This window comes from Streptomyces chumphonensis (genome assembly GCF_014779715.1).
Taxonomy (GTDB): domain Bacteria; phylum Actinomycetota; class Actinomycetes; order Streptomycetales; family Streptomycetaceae; genus Streptomyces; species Streptomyces chumphonensis.
In genome coordinates this window covers 42,637-59,059 of the sequence record NZ_JACXYU010000014.1, presented here as the reverse complement: position 1 = coordinate 59,059, position 16,423 = coordinate 42,637, and the positions used below count along the sequence as shown (strand labels likewise).

At 73.5% G+C, this 16,423-nt stretch carries 14 protein-coding genes; 5 read left to right on the top strand and 9 right to left on the bottom strand.

The annotated features are described in order from the left end of the window. Window positions 1-64: 64 nt before the first annotated feature. Complete coding sequence (locus IF129_RS21595; RefSeq protein ID WP_191211439.1) at window positions 65-658, bottom strand: TetR/AcrR family transcriptional regulator; 594 nt, start codon at window positions 656-658, stop codon at window positions 65-67. Window positions 659-792: 134 nt separating this feature from the next. On the opposite strand from IF129_RS21595, the gene IF129_RS21590 reads away from it, so the two are divergent. From IF129_RS21590 to IF129_RS21575, 4 genes are all read left to right on the top strand, one after another. Then, a complete protein-coding gene (locus tag IF129_RS21590) occupies window positions 793-1,767 on the top strand; it encodes a tetratricopeptide repeat protein (protein WP_191211438.1) in 975 nt (324 codons plus the stop codon). Between the two features lie 584 nt (window positions 1,768-2,351). After that, window positions 2,352-2,990, top strand: coding sequence for a DUF6230 family protein (locus IF129_RS21585; RefSeq protein WP_191211437.1), 639 nt, complete (start codon window positions 2,352-2,354; stop codon window positions 2,988-2,990). A 98-nt stretch (window positions 2,991-3,088) separates the two neighbouring features. After that, the gene (locus IF129_RS21580) at window positions 3,089-3,676 is read left to right on the top strand and encodes a DUF6114 domain-containing protein (RefSeq protein ID WP_191211436.1); all 588 of its coding nucleotides are present in this window, start codon (window positions 3,089-3,091) and stop codon (window positions 3,674-3,676) included. Beyond that, a complete protein-coding gene (locus tag IF129_RS21575) occupies window positions 3,666-4,961 on the top strand; it encodes a hypothetical protein (protein ID WP_191211435.1) in 1,296 nt (431 codons plus the stop codon). The genes IF129_RS21580 and IF129_RS21575 overlap by 11 nt, the downstream gene beginning before the upstream one ends. A gap of 69 nt (window positions 4,962-5,030) precedes the next feature. Here the strand turns inward: IF129_RS21575 and pyk are convergent, their stop codons facing one another. Genes pyk through pta form a run of 3 tightly spaced genes read right to left on the bottom strand, consistent with a single transcriptional unit; the run spans window position 5,031 to window position 9,898 of the window. After that, window positions 5,031-6,455: a pyruvate kinase gene (gene pyk / locus IF129_RS21570; protein ID WP_191211434.1), complete on the bottom strand. Its 1,425-nt coding sequence runs from the start codon at window positions 6,453-6,455 to the stop codon at window positions 5,031-5,033. Between the two features lie 54 nt (window positions 6,456-6,509). Next, window positions 6,510-7,718 carry an acetate kinase gene (locus tag IF129_RS21565; RefSeq protein ID WP_191211433.1) on the bottom strand — a complete coding sequence of 403 codons (1,209 nt, stop codon included), beginning with the start codon at window positions 7,716-7,718 and terminating at the stop codon, window positions 6,510-6,512. Then, window positions 7,715-9,898, bottom strand: a complete 2,184-nt coding sequence (pta, locus tag IF129_RS21560; RefSeq protein WP_191211432.1) for a phosphate acetyltransferase — start codon at window positions 9,896-9,898, stop codon at window positions 7,715-7,717. Before pta ends, IF129_RS21565 begins: the two co-directional genes overlap by 4 nt. Before the next feature lie 338 nt (window positions 9,899-10,236). Between pta and IF129_RS21555 the strand changes: the two genes are divergently transcribed. Then, window positions 10,237-11,262: an ATP-dependent 6-phosphofructokinase gene (locus IF129_RS21555; RefSeq protein WP_191211431.1), complete on the top strand. Its 1,026-nt coding sequence runs from the start codon at window positions 10,237-10,239 to the stop codon at window positions 11,260-11,262. 136 nt (window positions 11,263-11,398) lie between these two features. Here the strand turns inward: IF129_RS21555 and IF129_RS21550 are convergent, their stop codons facing one another. The 5 genes from IF129_RS21550 to IF129_RS21530 form a co-directional block, all read right to left on the bottom strand. Beyond that, a complete protein-coding gene (locus IF129_RS21550) occupies window positions 11,399-12,070 on the bottom strand; it encodes a response regulator (protein ID WP_191211430.1) in 672 nt (223 codons plus the stop codon). Next, window positions 12,067-13,704, bottom strand: a complete 1,638-nt coding sequence (locus IF129_RS21545; protein ID WP_191211429.1) for a sensor histidine kinase — start codon at window positions 13,702-13,704, stop codon at window positions 12,067-12,069. The genes IF129_RS21550 and IF129_RS21545 overlap by 4 nt, the downstream gene beginning before the upstream one ends. A 55-nt stretch (window positions 13,705-13,759) precedes the next feature. After that, a complete protein-coding gene (locus IF129_RS21540; protein ID WP_191211428.1) occupies window positions 13,760-15,103 on the bottom strand; it encodes a hypothetical protein in 1,344 nt (447 codons plus the stop codon). 102 nt (window positions 15,104-15,205) lie between these two features. After that, entirely contained in the window at window positions 15,206-15,907 is a 702-nt protein-coding gene (locus IF129_RS21535; RefSeq protein WP_191211427.1) for a helix-turn-helix domain-containing protein, read from the bottom strand. An 81-nt stretch (window positions 15,908-15,988) separates the two neighbouring features. After that, the gene (locus IF129_RS21530) at window positions 15,989-16,315 is read right to left on the bottom strand and encodes a helix-turn-helix transcriptional regulator (RefSeq protein ID WP_191211426.1); all 327 of its coding nucleotides are present in this window, start codon (window positions 16,313-16,315) and stop codon (window positions 15,989-15,991) included. Window positions 16,316-16,423 lie beyond the last annotated feature (108 nt).

Below are 16,423 nucleotides of genomic sequence, written 5' to 3'. Positions count from 1 at the left end.
CCGAGGCGCGGGGTGGCGGCCCGTCGTGCGTGCGGGGCGCGGCGCGACCCGTCGTCCGGGGTCGCTACGCCTCCAGGGCGGCGAGGCCGCCGAGGAGCAGGGCGGTGAAGCGCCGGGCCCAGGCGGCGTCGACCGACTCGGCGCTCACCAGGCTGCGGTGCACGACCGCGCCCGCGATGACGTCGAAGATCAGGTCCACGGACCGCGCGGTGCGGACGGGGTCGGCGTCCGGTGGCAGCTCGCCCCGGGCCTGGGCGCGCACGCGGCCCTCGACCACGAGGCGCTTCTGGCGGTCCACGACGGCGGCCTTGATCCGTCCGCGCAGTGCCGCGTCGGTCGTCGACTCGGCGACCACGGCCATCAGGGACGTCTTCGTCTCGGGGTGGCCCAGCAGGTGCGCGAAGGAGAGGACGACGCCCTCGATGTCGGCGGCGAGGCTGCCCCGGTCGGGGAGTTCGAGCTCGTCGAACAGGACGGCGACGGCGTCCACGACCAGCTCGCTCTTGCCGGGCCAGCGCCGGTACAGCGTGGTCTTCGCCACACCCGCACGGGCGGCGACGGCCGCCATCGTCAGCCGCGACCAGCCGCTTTCCACCAGGACGGCGCGGGTGGCGTCCAGGATCGCCTGGTCGGCCTGGGTGCTGCGGGGTCGCGCCATGGGGGTGACCCTATCCCCGCCATGTATTACGCTACTCGTCGTAGCGTAATGGCGTTCCGCGACCACGACGCGACAACCACGCGCCGGGTGGGGACCCGGCACACAACACCGCGCGAAGGGGGGAGACTGGTCTCATGCAGCCACGCAACATGTCCATGAGCGGTGTGGTCGACCTCGCCGCGGTGAAGGCGGCCGGTGAGGCCAGGCAGAAGGCGGAGGAGGCCCGCGCCCAGCGCGCCGCCTCCGCCGACCAGGGCGACGAGGCGCCGGGCGGCGCGGACCGCCTGGTCATCGACGTCGACGAGGCGGGCTTCGAGAGCGAGATCCTCCAGCGCTCCGCCGAGGTCCCGGTCGTCATCGACTTCTGGGCGGAATGGTGCGAGCCGTGCAAGCAGCTCGGCCCCGTCCTGGAGAAGCTCGCCCACGAGTACGCGGGCCGGTTCGTCCTCGCCAAGGTCGACGTCGACCAGAACCAGGCCCTCTTCCAGCAGTTCGGGGTGCAGGGCATCCCCGCCGTCTTCGCCGTGATCGCCGGCCAGGCGCTGCCCCTCTTCCAGGGTGCGGCGCCCGAGCAGCAGATCCGCCAGGTGCTGGACCAGCTCGTCGAGGCCGCCCGGCAGCAGTTCGGCATCGAGGGCGCCCCCGTGGCGCCCGGTGCCGAGCAGGAGGCGCCGCAGGCGGCCCCCGAGCCTCCCGCGGACCCGGCGCTGGCCGCCGCGCACTCCGCGCTGGACGCCGGTGACCTCGGCGGGGCCGTGCAGGCGTACAAGAACGTCCTCTCCGGCGACCCGGGCAACGTCGAGGCCCGGCTCGGCCTCGCCCAGGCGGAGCTGCTCGGCCGGGTGCAGGGGCTGGACGCGGGACAGGTCCGCACGGACGCCGCGGACCGCCCGGACGACGTGGCGGCGCAGCTGCGCGCGGCCGACCTGGACCTGGTGGGCGGCCACGTCGAGGACGCCTTCGGGCGGCTGGTGGACACCGTGCGGCGCACGGTGGGGGACGACCGCGAGAAGGTCCGCCTGCGGCTCCTGGAGCTGTTCGAGGTCATCGGCGGCGAGGACCCGCGGGTCGTCGCCGCCCGGGGCGCCCTCGCCCGGGTGCTCTTCTGAGAGCTCTGCCGGGCCGGAGCGTCACCACCTATTGACATAGCGACAAACAGCGGCCGCGCTTTGCCAAATCTTGGCCAACGCGGCCGCTGTTACTTCCGGTAAGTCGGCGGCTTCCCTTGGTCCGCAAGGGGGTCGCCATTTCGTGTCATAACACCCCAGAGCGGCGACTACCCACGGTGTCGGACGGCGCGCGTCCGGCGCGCGGTCGTCATCCTGCCGTTACTCGCAGGTAATGCACCTCTTGTGCCGCCCCCCGTCCATGAACGACGATCGCCACGCTCGGTTCGTCGTCGTGGCCCGGCAGCCGGCCGGCGCCCAGGGACGACGAAAGTCCCCACCGAGCGACCGGGGAGCCCCATGCCCCGGTGGAGTGTGGACAGGGGGGTCTTCGCCGACGGCGGAGCCTGTCCCGCGGCCCGTGCGCCAGCACGGGCAGTGGTTGTCGCTCGGGGGGTGACCGCCGTCGGCCCGACGCGGGTGACGCGTCGTCGTCGGCGGTGCTTCTTCCCGAGGACGTAGCACTTCTCCCATCCCCGCCCGGCGGGCGCCCGGCGAGGGATGTACGTCCGAGAAGGAGGAAAGTCATGAAGTCCCAAGTTCGTGGCGGGACCAGATGGAAGCGGTTCGCCGTCGTGATGGTGCCCAGTCTGGCCGCGACGGCCGCCGTCGGTATCGGCCTGGCGCAGGGCGCGCTCGCCGCGTCGTTCAGCGTCTCCGGCCAGTCGTTCAAGGTCTCCGCCGACAAGCTGGTCGGCAAAGACTTCGTCCAGTACGGCAGTTACACCAACGGGTACGACCTCAAGGGCAAGGAGGCGCACCACCCGGTCGCCGTCTCCGGGTTCAGAAGCGCGACCATCACCAACATGTGCCAGTCCGTGGTGACGCCGGACGTGCCGTTCATCGGCTCGGTCAGCCTCAACCTGACGGCGGGCACCGGTGACACCCCGGTGACGGCCAAGAACCTCTACCTGGACGTCGCCGACCTCGACGCCGACGCGACCTTCACCAACATCGACATCGGTGTGGCGGCGAAGGACGCGGACAAGGGCCCGGGCATCCAGCCGGGGACCGAGAAGAACGTCAACCCGTACGGCTTCGCGCAGCAGGCCGAGGAGGCCGTGCTGACCAACGTGGAGCAGCGCGCGTGGGCGACCACCGCCGGCACGTTCAACCTCAGCAACCTGAGCCTGCGCCTGCACAAGGGCGTCAAGGAGTGTTACTGAGCACCGCCTGACGCGGGCGGGGGCGGCCCGCCCCCGCCCGCGTCACCCCTCTCACCACCGTTCTCCACGGCATTGCCGGTTCCAGGGAGCTGTTTTCCATGAGCGCCGAGTCTCCAGGTCCCCGCGGCCGATTCACCGACTGGCGGCTGCGGTTCCGCGCCTGGCGGCGCAGCCGGCCGTTCTGGGCCGGGCTGCTGACCCTGCTGGGCGGTCTGCCCATCGCCTACTTCCCCTACGCCAACCTCAAGCTCGGCCATCTGACGCTGACGATGGCCACCACCGCCGGGGCCGGTTCGCTGATCATCGGCGTCCTCCTGGTCACCCTGGGCCTGACGATGTGGTTCCAGTCGGTGGTCCGGGTCTTCGCGGGCATCGCCGCGATCCTGCTCGCCCTGATCTCCATACCCGTGTCGAACCTCGGCGGCTTCTTCATGGGCTTCCTCCTCTCGCTCGTCGGCGGTGCGCTGTCGATCTCCTGGGCCCCCTACGACCCGGACGAGCCGGACCAGCCGGGCGCGCCGGACGAGCCGGACGACGAACGGGGCACCGCGGCCGAGGACGACGTGCCCCCGGCCGCGGCCCCCGCCGCCGACGCCGTGACCGTGCCCGGCGCCCGCGAGGGGGACGAGCCCGGGGCGCCGGCCGCCACGCCAGAGACGACCGGGGGGAAGCCCAGTGCAGCGTGACGACACACCCGCGCGCGGGGGCAGCACCGGCCCCCGGCACGCCGCCCCCCGCAGATCGCTCCTGACGAAGGTGCAGGCCCCCGCCGGCCGGGCGATCGCGCTGGCGGCCATGCCGAGCGCACTGCTGTTCGGCATGGGGCTGACGCCCAAGATCGCGCTGGCCGACGAGCCGGGCAACCCCTTCGCTCCGGGGCCCTGCGTCACCCAGCCCGAGGACCCCGCGGAGGAGAAGGACGGCACACCGCCGCAGGAGGAGCCCGCCGACCAGGAGCCCGGCACCGGGCCCGAGCCCGAGCGGGACGACGCCACCGACACGCCGCAGGAGCCCGAAGCACCCGAGCCCGAGGAGCCGTCGCGGCCGGAGGAACCCGCCGCACCCGAGCCCGAACGGCCGGCCGAGCCGGAGCCGGAGAAGCCGGCCGAGCCCGAGCCCGACAACCCCTGGGACCCCCTCGGGGTGGGGGACGCGCTGAAGGACCTCTTCGGCCTCGGCGAGGAACCGGAGCGGGCCACCGCGGAGCGCGCCGACGCCGAGCCCGGGACGTCGTCCCCGGAAGACGGCACGCCGTCGCAGGAGGAGCCCGCCGAGAGCGCTCCCGAGCCGGCCGGGAAGCCCGGCTCCGCCGCCGAGGAGGAGGCGGCGGAGCGGGCCGAGCGGGAGATCCGCGACGCGGCCGAGAAGGCGGGGGCCGACGTCGAGGAGCTCCCCGAGGCGTCGCCGGACGAGGAGTCGGAGGGGGCCGAGGACGCCGCCGGGGCCGTCGAGGCCGGTCAGGAGTCACCGGCGCCCGGGGGCAAGGAACCCTTCCCCTGCCCCACGCACGACCCCGAGGCGCTGGCCGACGCCGAGCTGGAGCCCGGCCTTCCGCTGCTGCCGGACGAGCCGTGGCTGCTGGAGTCCTCGAAGCTCGTGCTCAGGGAGCTCGACTACCACGGCATCGTGGAGGTCAGGACGGCCGGCGGTGCGATCAAGAAGGTCCTGAAGTTCACGAGCGAGTCCGTGGACATCGGCGACCTGCACCAGCGGGTCACCGGCGCGCTCGGCGGGACGACCCACGTCGAGGCGGAGCGCGGCTCGACGTCCACCATCCGGAACGGCACGGTGACCATGTACACCGAGGAGCTGAAGGGCAACCTCTTCGGGCTGATCCCCGTGACGTTCAGCCCGGACACGCCGCCTCCGCTGAACGTGCCCTACGCCGTCTTCACCGACGTCAACGTCAAGCAGGCCGGGCAGTTCGGCGGCACGCTGACGATCCCCGGCATGAACCAGTACCACGACTGAGGACATGCCGAAGGGCCCGCGACCCGGGCCCTTCGGTGCTCCTCGTGCGGTGCGCCCGCACGAGGTGGTTCAGCTGTCGTGGCCGAGGTGCAGGACGCGCACCATGTTGGTCGTGCCGACGACGCCCGGCGGGGTGCCCGCCGTCATGATCATGACGTCGCCCTCGTTGTAGCGCTTGAGCTTGAGGAGCTCCCGGTCGACGAGGTCCACCATCGCGTCGGTGTTCTCCGCGTGCGGGACGACGAACGTCTCCACGCCCCAGCTGAGGGTGAGCTGGTTGCGCGTGCCCGGCTCCTCGGTGAAGGCGAGGATCGGCTGCTCGGCCCGGTACCGGGAGAGCCGGCGGGCGGTGTCCCCGGACTTGGTGAACGCCACCAGGGCCTTCGCGCCCAGGAAGTCGGCCATCTCGGCGGCGGCGCGGGCCACCGACCCGCCCTGGGTGCGCGGCTTCTTGCCCGGCACGAGCGGCTGGAGGCCCTTGGAGAGCAGCTCCTGCTCGGCCGCGATGACGATCTTCGACATCGTCTTGACGGTCTCGATCGGATACTGGCCGACGGAGGACTCGGCCGACAGCATCACCGCGTCGGCGCCGTCGAGGATCGCGTTCGCGACGTCGGACGCCTCGGCGCGCGTCGGCCGCGAGTTGGTGATCATCGACTCCATCATCTGCGTCGCCACGATCACCGGCTTGGCGTTGCGCCGGCACAGCTCCACCAGGCGCTTCTGCACCATCGGGACCTTCTCCAGCGGGTACTCCACCGCCAGGTCGCCACGGGCCACCATGACGCCGTCGAAGGAGAGGACGACCTCCTCCATGTTCTCGACGGCCTGCGGCTTCTCCACCTTCGCGATGACCGGCACGCGGCGGCCGACCTCGTCCATGACGCGGTGCACGTCGCGGACGTCCTTCGCGTCCCGGACGAAGGACAGGGCGACCATGTCGCAGCCCATCCGCAGCGCGAACCTGAGGTCGTCGACGTCCTTCTCGCTCAGCGCGGGCACGTTGACCGCCGCGCCGGGCAGGTTGATGCCCTTGTGGTCGGAGACGACGCCGCCCTCGATGACGATGGTGTGGACGCGCGGCCCGTCGACCTCGGTCACCTGCAGCGCGACGTTGCCGTCGTTGATGAGGATCGGGTCGCCCTTGGAGACGTCGGCGTTCAGGCCCTTGTAGGTGGTCCCGCAGATGGTCCGGTCACCGGGGACGTCCTCCACGGTGATCGTGAACTCCTCGCCCCGGACGAGCTCGACGGGCCCCTCGGCGAAGGTGCCCAGCCGGATCTTCGGGCCCTGGAGGTCGGCGAGCACGCCCACCGCGCGGCCGGTCTCCTCGCAGGCCTTGCGGAGTCGGGCGTACCGCTCCTCGTGCTCCCGCTGGGTGCCATGGCTCATGTTGAAGCGGGCCACGTTCATACCGGCCTCGATCAGCGTCTTCAGCTGATCGAAGGAGTCGACGGCGGGGCCCAGGGTGCAGACGATTTTGGAACGGCGCATGCGTGCGATCCTATCGTTTTGTTTAGAAGCCAAACGTACTGGGGGTGATCTGGCTCACCCGTTCGCGGCTGTGACCAGGGCATACGTCTGCGTGGCGATCTCCAGTTCCTCGTCGGTGGGGACCACCGCGACCGCGACCCGAGCGTACTGCGGCGAGATGAGCCGCGCCGTGGACGCCCGCTCGACGTTCAGCTCCTCGTCCACCGCCAGGCCCAGCACCTCCAGGCCCGCCACGGCGGCCCGCCGCACCGGGGCCGAGTTCTCCCCGACCCCCGCCGTGAAGGCCACGGCGTCGACGTGCCCCAGCACCGCCGTGTAGGCGCCGAGGTACTTCCGCAGCCGGTGCGTGTAGATCGCGAACGCCAACCGCGCCGCGTCGTCCCCTTCGTCCATCCGGCGGACGATCTCCCGCATGTCGTTGTCCCCGCACAGGCCGACGAGCCCGCTGCGCCGGTTGAGCAGGGTGTCCGCCTCGTCGACGCTCAGGCCCGCCACCCGGGCGAGGTGGAAGACGACCCCCGGGTCGATGTCCCCGGAACGGGTGCCCATGACCAGCCCCTCCAGGGGCGTGAGCCCCATGGAGGTCTCCACGCACCGCCCGCCCGCGACGGCGGACGCCGAGGCGCCGTTGCCCAGGTGCAGCACGATCACGTTGACCTCGGAGGGCTCCTTGCCCAGCAGCTCGGCGGTGCGCCGCGAGACGTAGGCGTGCGAGGTGCCGTGGAAGCCGTAGCGGCGGATGCGGTGCGCGTCGGCCGTCGCCACGTCGATCGCGTACCGGGCGGCGTGCTCGGGCATCGTCGTGTGGAAGGCGGTGTCGAAGACGGCGACCTGCGGCAGGCCGGGGTTCATCGCCCGCGCGACGCGGATGCCGCCGAGGTTGGCCGGGTTGTGCAGCGGCGCCACCGGCACCAGCCGTTCGATCTCCGCGAGCACGGCGTCGTCGACCACCGTGGGACGGGTGAAGGCGCGCCCGCCGTGCACCACCCGGTGCCCGACGGCGGCGAGGTGCGGGGAGTCGAAGCCGAGGCCGTCCGCCGCCAGCTCGGCGGCCAGGGCCTTCAGCGCGCTCTCGTGGTCCGGCGCCGCCAGGGCGCGTTCGCGCCGCGCGCCGTCGGCCGGGGTGTGCGTCAGCCGGGGCGCGGCCTCCCCGATCCGCTCCACCAGGCCCACGGCGAGCCGGGTGTGGTCGGCCATGTCCAGCAGCTGGTACTTCACCGAGGAGGAACCGCAGTTGAGGACGAGGACGTGGCGGGCGGTCATGCGGGGGTGCTCCCTTGCGAGGGTGCGTCGGCGGTGGCCGACGCCGGGTCCGGTGGTGCGGCTCCGCGCTGCTGGGCCTGGATGGCGGTGATCGCGACCGTGTTCACGATGTCCTGCACCAGCGCGCCGCGGGAGAGGTCGTTCACCGGCTTGCGCAGGCCCTGGAGCACCGGCCCCACGGCCACGGCCCCGGCCGACCGCTGCACGGCCTTGTAGGTGTTGTTGCCGGTGTTGAGGTCCGGGAAGATCAGGACGGTGGCCCGCCCGGCCACCGGGGAGTCCGGCAGCTTCGTCGCCGCGACGGAGGGCTCGACGGCCGCGTCGTACTGGATCGGCCCCTCCACCAGCAGGTCGGGACGCCGACCCCGCACCAGCTCGGTGGCCTGCCGCACCTTGTCCACGTCCGCGCCCGAACCGGAGCTGCCCGTGGAGTACGACAGCATCGCGATGCGCGGCTCCACCCCGAACCGGGCCGCCGTCGCCGCCGACTGGATCGCGATGTCCGCGAGCTGCTCGGCGTCCGGGTCCGGGTTCACGGCGCAGTCCCCGTAGACCAGGACCCGGTCGGCCAGGCACATGAAGAACACCGACGAGACGATCGAGGCGTCCGGCTTGGTCCGGATGATCTCGAACGCGGGCCGGATCGTCGCCGCCGTCGAGTGCGCCGCGCCCGAGACCATGCCGTCGACGAGGCCCTCCTGCACCATGAGCGTCCCGAAGTAGGAGACGTCGGCGACGATGTCGTAGGCCAGCTCGCACGTCACGCCCCGGTGGGCGCGCAGCCGGGCGTAGGTGTCGGCGAACCGCTCCCGCAGCGGCGAGGTCTCCGGGTCCACGACGCGGACGGTGGCGGCCGCACCCTCGCCGCCCCACTCGGCCTCGTCCGTGCCCGGGAGGCGCAGCTCGACGCCGAGCTCCGCGGCGCGCCGGCGGATCGCCGTCTCGTCGCCGAGCAGCGTCAGGTCGCAGACGTTGCGGCGCACGAGGACCTCCGCCGCGCGCAGCACCCGCTCCTCGGTCCCCTCCGGCAGGACGATGTGGCGACGGGCCGTGCGGGAGCGCTCGACCAGCTCGTGCTCGAACATCATCGGCGTCACGCGGTCGCTGCGGACGACGGCGAGCCGGTCGGTGAGCTGCCGGGTGTCGACGTGCGACTCGAAGAGCCCGAGCGCCACCTCCACCTTGCGCGGGCTGGCCGCGTTCAGCTTGCCCTCCAGCGAGAACAGCTCCACGGCGGTCGGGAAGGAGCCGCCGGGCACCGCGAGCACGGGGGTGCCGGGGGCGAGCCGCTCGGCCAGCGCCAGCGTCTCCTTGCCCGGGTGCTCGTCCAGGGTGAGCAGGACGCCCGCGATGGGCGGCGCGCCCGCCGAGTGCGCGGCCAGCGCCCCGACGACGAGGTCCGCCCGGTCGCCTGGGGTGATCACCATGCAGCCCTCGGTGAGGGCGGGCAGGAACGCCGGCAGCATCGCACCACCGAAGACGAAGTCCCGGCAGTCGCGGGCCAGCCCCGTCACGTCGCCGAGCATCACCCGCGCGTCCAGGGCGTCGACGACCTGCCGGACGGTCGGGGCGGAGAGCGCGGGCTCCTCGGGGATGACGAAGACCGGCTCGGGCAGGTGCCGGCCCAGCCAGCGGGCGGCCTCGGCGGCGTGCCCGTTGCGGACGCGGTTGGCGATCATGGCCAGCACCTCGCAGCCCAGCGAGGCGTAGGCGTGGTGGGCGTTGCGCACCTCGGCGACCACCGAGTCCGCGCCGCGGTCCAGTCCGGCGACGACCGGCAGCACGGGCGCGCCCAGCTCGTTCGCCAGCCGGGCGTTCAGCGACAGCTCGGCGGGGAGGTTCGTGTCGGCGAAGTCGGTGCCGAGGACGAGGACGGCGTCGTAGTCGGCCGCGATCTCGTGGTGGCGGTCGACCAGGCGGGAGATCAGCTCGTCGGTGCCCCGGTCGGCCTGGAGGGCGGCGGCCTCGTCGTACCCGAGGCCGGTCATCGCCCCCTGCGGCTGACTCAGCCGGTAGCGGCTGCGCAGCAGGTCCAGCATCGGATCGGGGCCGTCGTGGGTGAGCGGCCGGTACACGCCGATCCTGCCGACCTGCCGGGTCAGCAGCTCCATCACCCCCAGCTCGACGACCTGTCGGCCGTCGCCCCGGCCGATACCGGTGATGTACACACTGCGGTTCACCCGTCAGCTCCCCTGGGTCTACGGTGCGGTGCGAGGACGTCCGTGCGAGAAGGGGGAAGCGGCCGCGCGGCAGGCCCGCCCGGACCCTTCCCGCAGGACGCGTACCCGCTTCCGGCCCGTTGTGACCTGCGTCCGCCTCGACGATACGCGCGCACCGCGCGCCCCCGCACGTGCGGTGCGCGACCCCGCCGCGCCCCCGGCGCGACGCCTTCCCGGGCGCCGCGGCGCCCCGGGCACGGCGGGCGCAGCATGCGGACGGGCACGCGGCCGTGCGTTCAGAACATGAAACAATCCCCCCGCCCAACGTCGGACCGTCCCCGATCAGGAGTAGCGATCACATGCGTATCGGAGTCCTCACCGCCGGCGGCGACTGCCCCGGCCTGAACGCCGTCATCCGTTCGGTCGTGCACCGCGCGGTGGTCGACCGCGGTGACACGGTCATCGGGTTCGAGGACGGCTACAAGGGGCTGCTGGACGGCCGCTACCGCGAGCTGGACCTCAACTCCGTCGCGGGCATCCTCGCCCGGGGCGGCACCATCCTCGGCTCCGCCCGGCTGGAGCGCGGCCGTCTCGCGGAGGCGTGCGCGGAGGGCGAGGAGCTGCTCGGGCGGCTCGGCATCGACGCCCTCATCCCCATCGGCGGCGAGGGCACCCTCACCGCCGCCAGCATGCTCTCCCAGGCCGGGCTGCCCGTCGTCGGCGTGCCGAAGACCATCGACAACGACATCTCCGCCACCGACCGCACCTTCGGCTTCGACACGGCCGTCGGCGTCGCCACCGAGGCGATGGACCGGCTGAAGACGACGGCCGAGTCCCACCAGCGCGTGATGGTCGTGGAGGTCATGGGCCGCCACGCCGGCTGGATCGCCCTGGAGGCGGGCATGGCGGGCGGCGCGCACGGCATCTGCCTGCCGGAGCGGCCGTTCCAGGTCGACGCGCTGTGCAAGATGGTCGAGGAGCGGTTCTCGCGCGGCAAGAAGTTCGCCGTGATCTGCGTGGCCGAGGGCGCCCGCCCGGCCGAGGGGAGCATGGCCTACGAGAAGGGCGTCATCGACCAGTACGGCCACGAGCGCTTCACCGGCATCGGCAACCGGCTCGCCCGCGAGCTGGAGGACCGGCTCGGCAAGGAGGCCCGCCCCGTCATCCTCGGCCACGTCCAGCGCGGCGGCACGCCGACCGCCTACGACCGCGTCCTCGCCACCCGCTTCGGCTGGCACGCCGTGGAGGCCGCCCACCGGGGCGACTTCGGCATGATGACGGCCCTGCGCGGCACCGACGTCGTCATGGAGCCGCTCGCCGACGCCACCCGCGAGCTGAAGACCGTCCCGCAGGCCCGCATGGACGAGACCGAAGCCGTCTTCTGACACCCGCCGCACCGGTCACCGCACCACCGAATGCCGCACCACCGCACGACCGCCGCCGCATCCGGCGTCCTGCCCCCCAACGGCGTGGGGCAGCCCCTTCCGCACCACCCCGCCGCGCCCCGCGCCCGGCCGCGCCTCACCGGCGCCAGTGGTACAGGTGCTCCGGCCGCCCCGCTCCGTAGCGCTGGGCCCGCTCCGCCAGCCCCTGCTCCGCGAGGTGCTCCAGATACCGCCGGGCCGTCACCCGGGACGTTCCCGTCAGGCCCCCCACGGCGCTCGCCGACAGCCCCTCCGCCGCGTTCCGCAGGTGGTCGACGACCGCCTCCAGCGTCCGGTTGCTCATGCCCTTCGGCAGCGGCCCGCCGACGCTGCCGCGCAGCGCCGCGAACGCCCGGTCCACGTCCTGCTGCGCCGGGGCCCCGCTGTGCGCCACCAGCCGCTCGCGGAACTCGGCGTACCGCTCCAGCTTGTCCCGCAGCGCCGCGAAGGTGAAGGGTTTCAGCAGGTACTGGACGACGCCGTGCGCCACGACGGACCGCACGATCTCGACGTCCCGCGCCGAGGTGACCGCGATGACGTCGGTGAGATCGCCCCGGGCCCGCAGCGCCCGGCACACCGCGAGCCCCGTCATGTCCGGCAGGTAGAAGTCCAGCAGCACCAGGTCCACCGGCTCGCGCGCGGTGCGGTCCAGGGCCTCGACGCCCCGGTGCACCGCCCCGACCGCCGTGAAACCCGGCACCCGCTCCACGAACTGCACGTGCGCGTCCGCGATGCGCGGGTCGTCCTCCACGACGAGGGTTCTGATCACGGTGCCTCGGTTCCCCGGCCCGCCGGGCCGGTACGCAGCCGCACGGTGAAGACCGCGCCGTCGCCGCTGTGCACGCCGACCTCACCGTCATACCGGTTGATGACCTGTTTGACCAGTGCGAGTCCGAGCCCCCGGCCCCGCCCCGCACCCCGGCCGCCGTCACCGTCCGCGAAGCCGCCGCCGGGGGCGTCCTTGGTGGAGAAGCCCCGCCGGAAGATCGCGTCCAGGTGGGCGCCGTCCACACCCCGCCCCGAGTCGGCGACGCGGACGTACAGGGCGCCGTCGCCCTCCGTGCGGGCGGTGACCCGCACCCGGCGCGGGGTCTCGCCCGCGAGCGCGGCCTCGATGGCGTTGTCGACCAGGTTCCCCACCAGGGTGACCAGGTCGCGCGGGGCGATCCGGGTGGGCGTGACGGCGGTGTCGTCGGTGACGTCCAGCTCCACGCCGCGTTCCGCCGCCTGGGCGGCCTTCCCCAGCAGCAGCGCCGCCAGCGCCGGTTCCTCCACCGAGCCCGTCAGCCGGTCCGTGAGCTGCTGCGCGGAGGCCAGCTCCACCGTCGCGAACTCCACGGCCTCCTCCGTGCGGCCCAGCTCCACGAGCGTCACCACGGTGTGCAGCCGGTTGGCCGACTCGTGCGCCTGCGCCCGCAGCGCCTCGGCGAAGCCCCGCACCGACGCCAGCTCCCCGGCCAGCGCCTCCAGGTCGGTGTGGTCGCGCAGGGTCATGACGGCGCCCAGCTCCCGGCCGTCGTGCCGGAACCGCTCCTGGTTCACCACCAGCACCCGGTCACCGACGACGCACAGCGCGTCGTGCACGGGCGTGCCCGACGCCAGCATCCCGCCCAGCGGGGCGCTCAGCCCCAGCCCGGCCACGGGACGCCCCTCCGCGCCCTCGGGCAGGCCCAGCAGCCGCCGCGCCTCGTCGTTGGCCAGCGTCAGCCGCCCACCCGGATCGACGATGAGCAGCCCCTCGCGGACGGTGCGGAGCACGGCGTCGTGGTGCTCGTACAACCGGGCGATGCCGGGTGCGCCGAGGCCGAACGTCTGCCGCCGCAGCCGTCGGCTGATGCCCCAGGAACCGGTCGCCGCCACCACCAGCGCCCCGCCCGACACGGCACCGACCGGCGCCAGCCGCCGCCGCACGTCGTCCCCGATCTGCTCCTGGAGGATGCCGACGGACACCAGCCCCCGCACCCGTCCGGCCGCGTCCCGCACCGGTACCACCGCCCGTACCGAGGGCCCGAGCGTCCCCCGGTACGTCTCGGTGACGACGCCGCCCTCCAGCGCCGGGGCGATCGTCCCGAGGAACGGCCGCCCCACCCGGTCCGGGTCCGGGTGCGAGTAGCGCGTGCGGTCGGGGGCCATGAAGACGACGAAGTCGGTGCCCGTGGCCGCCCGCACCGACTCCGCGAGCGGCTGGAGCGTGCGCCGCGGAGCCGGCCGCGCGTAGGCGTCCCGCACGCTCGGCAGCTCGGCCACGCCCAGGCTGAGCGTGGTCACCTTGCGCTCGGCGTCCTCCTCGCTGTCGTCGCGCGCGTCGAGCACGACCAGGAGCGCGCCCGCCCCGACCAGTACGACGATCACCGCGAGCTGGAGGACGAACAGCTGCCGGGCGAGGCTGGGCCGGTTCCGCATCCCCGCATTCTGGCGCGGAGGCCGCCCGGTGCGGAGGCCGCCGGGAGGCGGCCGGTCAGAACCCTCCGCCGAAGTCGCCGCCGCCGAACCCGCCGACGTCCCCGCCGAACCCGCCGCCCCCGAAGTCGCCGGGGGAGAAGTCGGAGCCCGAGACGTCGCCGCCCGCGGCGTCCGTGCCGGCGCCGTAGCCGTAGGCGCCGGGGCCCGTCATCATGCCGCCGAGCATGGTGCCCATGAGCAGCCCCGGCAGCAGCGCGCCGCCGAAGTAGCCGCCCGCCCAGGGCCCGTACACGGGCCCGGCGTTCCAGTAGGGCTGCGGGCCGCGGTCGGTGGGCACCATCCGGGAGTCGGGCTCCTCACCCTCGGCGAGGCGTTCCGCGTCCGCCGCGCAGGCCGGGACCGGCCGTGTCGTCCCGCCCGGCGGCGCCCACCGCACGTCCGTGACGGACGGGCCGTGCCGGGGGTCGAAGAAGCACGGCGTGCGGTCCTCCTTCGGCAGCGGCGCCCCCGTGCGCCGGGCGTCGAGGGTGGCGAGCGCGAAGCGCCCCTCGGCCAGCCGCTGCGTGACCGGCTGGACGTCGCGCGGCTCGCGGGCGCCGGCCATGCCCTCCTTCGCGCCCTCGTAGGCGTCCAGGGCGCGGGTGTAGTCGGTGCGCATGGCGTCGTCCGCGCCCGGCTCGCCCGGCCGGAAGTCGAGCCGGTTGAGCTCCTCGCCGAACGCGGTGATGTCCTCGTCGACGACGACCCGCAGCTTCTCCAGCTCCGCGCGCCGCCGCTCCTCCTCGCGCCTGCGGGAGCGGCGGCGCAGGGCGTAGAAGCCGACGCCGCCCGCGAGGAGCAGCCCGCCGAGGGTCGCGAGCCCGGCCGCGCCCGAGCCCTCGGTGCCGCCCTCGTCCCACGAGGCCGGTGCGGTGCCGTCGGCCTGGGGCAGCGCCTCGTCCACGAAGGAGGTCAGCTGCGTGGTGGCGTCCTCGTGCTCCCGCTCGACGGCGCCCTCCAGGTTGGCCACGGCGTCGCGCGACATCACCTGGGAGTCGGCCCCGGCACTGAAGCCGTCGCCGAGCTGGACGGCGTACACGCCGGTGACGCCGGTGAGCGCCCGCAGGTCCGCCAGCACGGTGTCCGGGGGGAACTCGTCCGTCGCGGGCAGGACGGCGACGAAGACCGGCTTGTCCGCGTCCTCGATGCGGGCCTCCAGTCGGGCCTCCTCACCCGAGGACAGCTCGGACCGGGCCTCGGGATGGACGTAGACCGGGTCCTGCCGCAGCTCCTCCGCGACGGCGCTCACCCCGTCCTGGGCGGGGGCCGCGCCGAGGGCGGGGACCGGAGCCGCGAGCAGACCGGCGGCGAGCAGGCTTCCGCACAACGCGCGGAGGGCGGTGGTGGCGGAGGTCGTCATGGCGGTCCCCTCGGTACGGCTGCCCCGCGCGCCCGCACCGGCCGCCTCCGGGGCCCTGCGTTCTCTCCAGGTAACGCGCCCGGCGCGGCGGTCGTTCCCACGTCAGCCGGTGCCGCGCAGCGCGGCCAGGTGGGCCCAGAAGTGCTCGGTCACCTCGTCCAGGTACTGCCGCCCGGCGTCCACGGAGTTGCTGCCGGTCTCCGTCTCGGTGGAGATCCAGCTCAGGGAGGAGAAGCTGCGTTTGTGGAACTCGTCGTTCAGCCGCTCCAGCACGCGTTCGACCGTGGACCGCTCCAGGGTCGGCAGCAGCTTGTGCACCGGCTTCACGTACGCCTGCCAGCGCGATCCGGCCGCGCTGCGCAGGTACCCGCGCAGGGCGCCGTCCTTGCCGATCAGCTCGATGTGCGTCCTCGGCGAGAGGTCCAGGGTGACGGCGAGCGTCGCGGCCTGCTGGTCGCTGCCGGTCCACTTCCCCGTCCGCTCGACCTCCGCGTACCGGGCCGTCGGCATCCCGATGCGGAGCGCGACGTCGGACTGGGCGATGCCCTTGAGCAGGCGGTACTCGTGCAGGGTGCGCGGGGTGCCCAGCAGGTCGCCGGGTGCGCACCACAGGGCGCCCGCGAGCGCGGCCAGCTCCGTCTCGTTCGGGCCGGCCTCCTGGAGCTCCCAGGCGGCGATGGTCTCGGGGGCGATCCGGAGCCCGAAGGCGGCCCACATGCCGTAGGAGACGTGCGCCGGCGTCATGCCGAGGGACTCCCGCAGGCGGCGGGCCGCCGCGGCATCGAAGGGCGGTCGTGCGTGCATTCCGGTCACGCTAAGCCCGGTGACAGCGCGTGACCTACAGTGCGTTCACCCGAATCAACAAACTGTAGAAAGCTCCAGTGCTCACCGACCCGTCTCCTCCTGCGGGGCGTCCTCGCGGTGGAGGAAGGTGTTGAGCAGGTCGCCGACGGGATGGTCGGCCTCGTTGGGGTGGCGCAGGGCGAGGCCGGTGTCGATGGCGTACCGGTTGCGGCGGCCCACACGGGTCCGGGTCAGGTACCCGGCCCTCTCCAGGTCGGCCACGATGAGCTGCACGGAGCGTTCGGTGATGCCGATGACGGACGCGACGTCCCGCAGCCGCGCTTCGGGGTCGCGCGCCAGGCACAGCAGGACGCGTGCGTGGTTGGTCAGGAAGGTCCAGCTCTCGCCGCGGGTCGGGGGAACGCTCATGGGCACAGGCTACGCGCTTCGGGCGAACATATATTGACGAAAATTATTTCGCGTAAATATTGACGCGCAAAACTGTTCGGGTGAAGCTGGACGTGTCACACCGCCTCC

Coding starts and splice junctions, on each gene's coding strand:
- IF129_RS21565 (WP_191211433.1), bottom strand. CDS start 7,718: ATGACCGCCCGCCACGTCCTCGTCCTCAACTGCGGTTCCTCCTCGGTG.
- IF129_RS21580 (WP_191211436.1), top strand. CDS start 3,089: ATGAGCGCCGAGTCTCCAGGTCCCCGCGGCCGATTCACCGACTGGCGG.
- IF129_RS21555 (WP_191211431.1), top strand. CDS start 10,237: ATGCGTATCGGAGTCCTCACCGCCGGCGGCGACTGCCCCGGCCTGAAC.
- IF129_RS21545 (WP_191211429.1), bottom strand. CDS start 13,704: ATGCGGAACCGGCCCAGCCTCGCCCGGCAGCTGTTCGTCCTCCAGCTC.
- IF129_RS21590 (WP_191211438.1), top strand. CDS start 793: ATGCAGCCACGCAACATGTCCATGAGCGGTGTGGTCGACCTCGCCGCG.
- IF129_RS21540 (WP_191211428.1), bottom strand. CDS start 15,103: ATGACGACCTCCGCCACCACCGCCCTCCGCGCGTTGTGCGGAAGCCTG.
- pyk (WP_191211434.1), bottom strand. CDS start 6,455: ATGCGCCGTTCCAAAATCGTCTGCACCCTGGGCCCCGCCGTCGACTCC.
- IF129_RS21535 (WP_191211427.1), bottom strand. CDS start 15,907: ATGCACGCACGACCGCCCTTCGATGCCGCGGCGGCCCGCCGCCTGCGG.
- IF129_RS21530 (WP_191211426.1), bottom strand. CDS start 16,315: ATGAGCGTTCCCCCGACCCGCGGCGAGAGCTGGACCTTCCTGACCAAC.
- IF129_RS21585 (WP_191211437.1), top strand. CDS start 2,352: ATGAAGTCCCAAGTTCGTGGCGGGACCAGATGGAAGCGGTTCGCCGTC.
- IF129_RS21595 (WP_191211439.1), bottom strand. CDS start 658: ATGGCGCGACCCCGCAGCACCCAGGCCGACCAGGCGATCCTGGACGCC.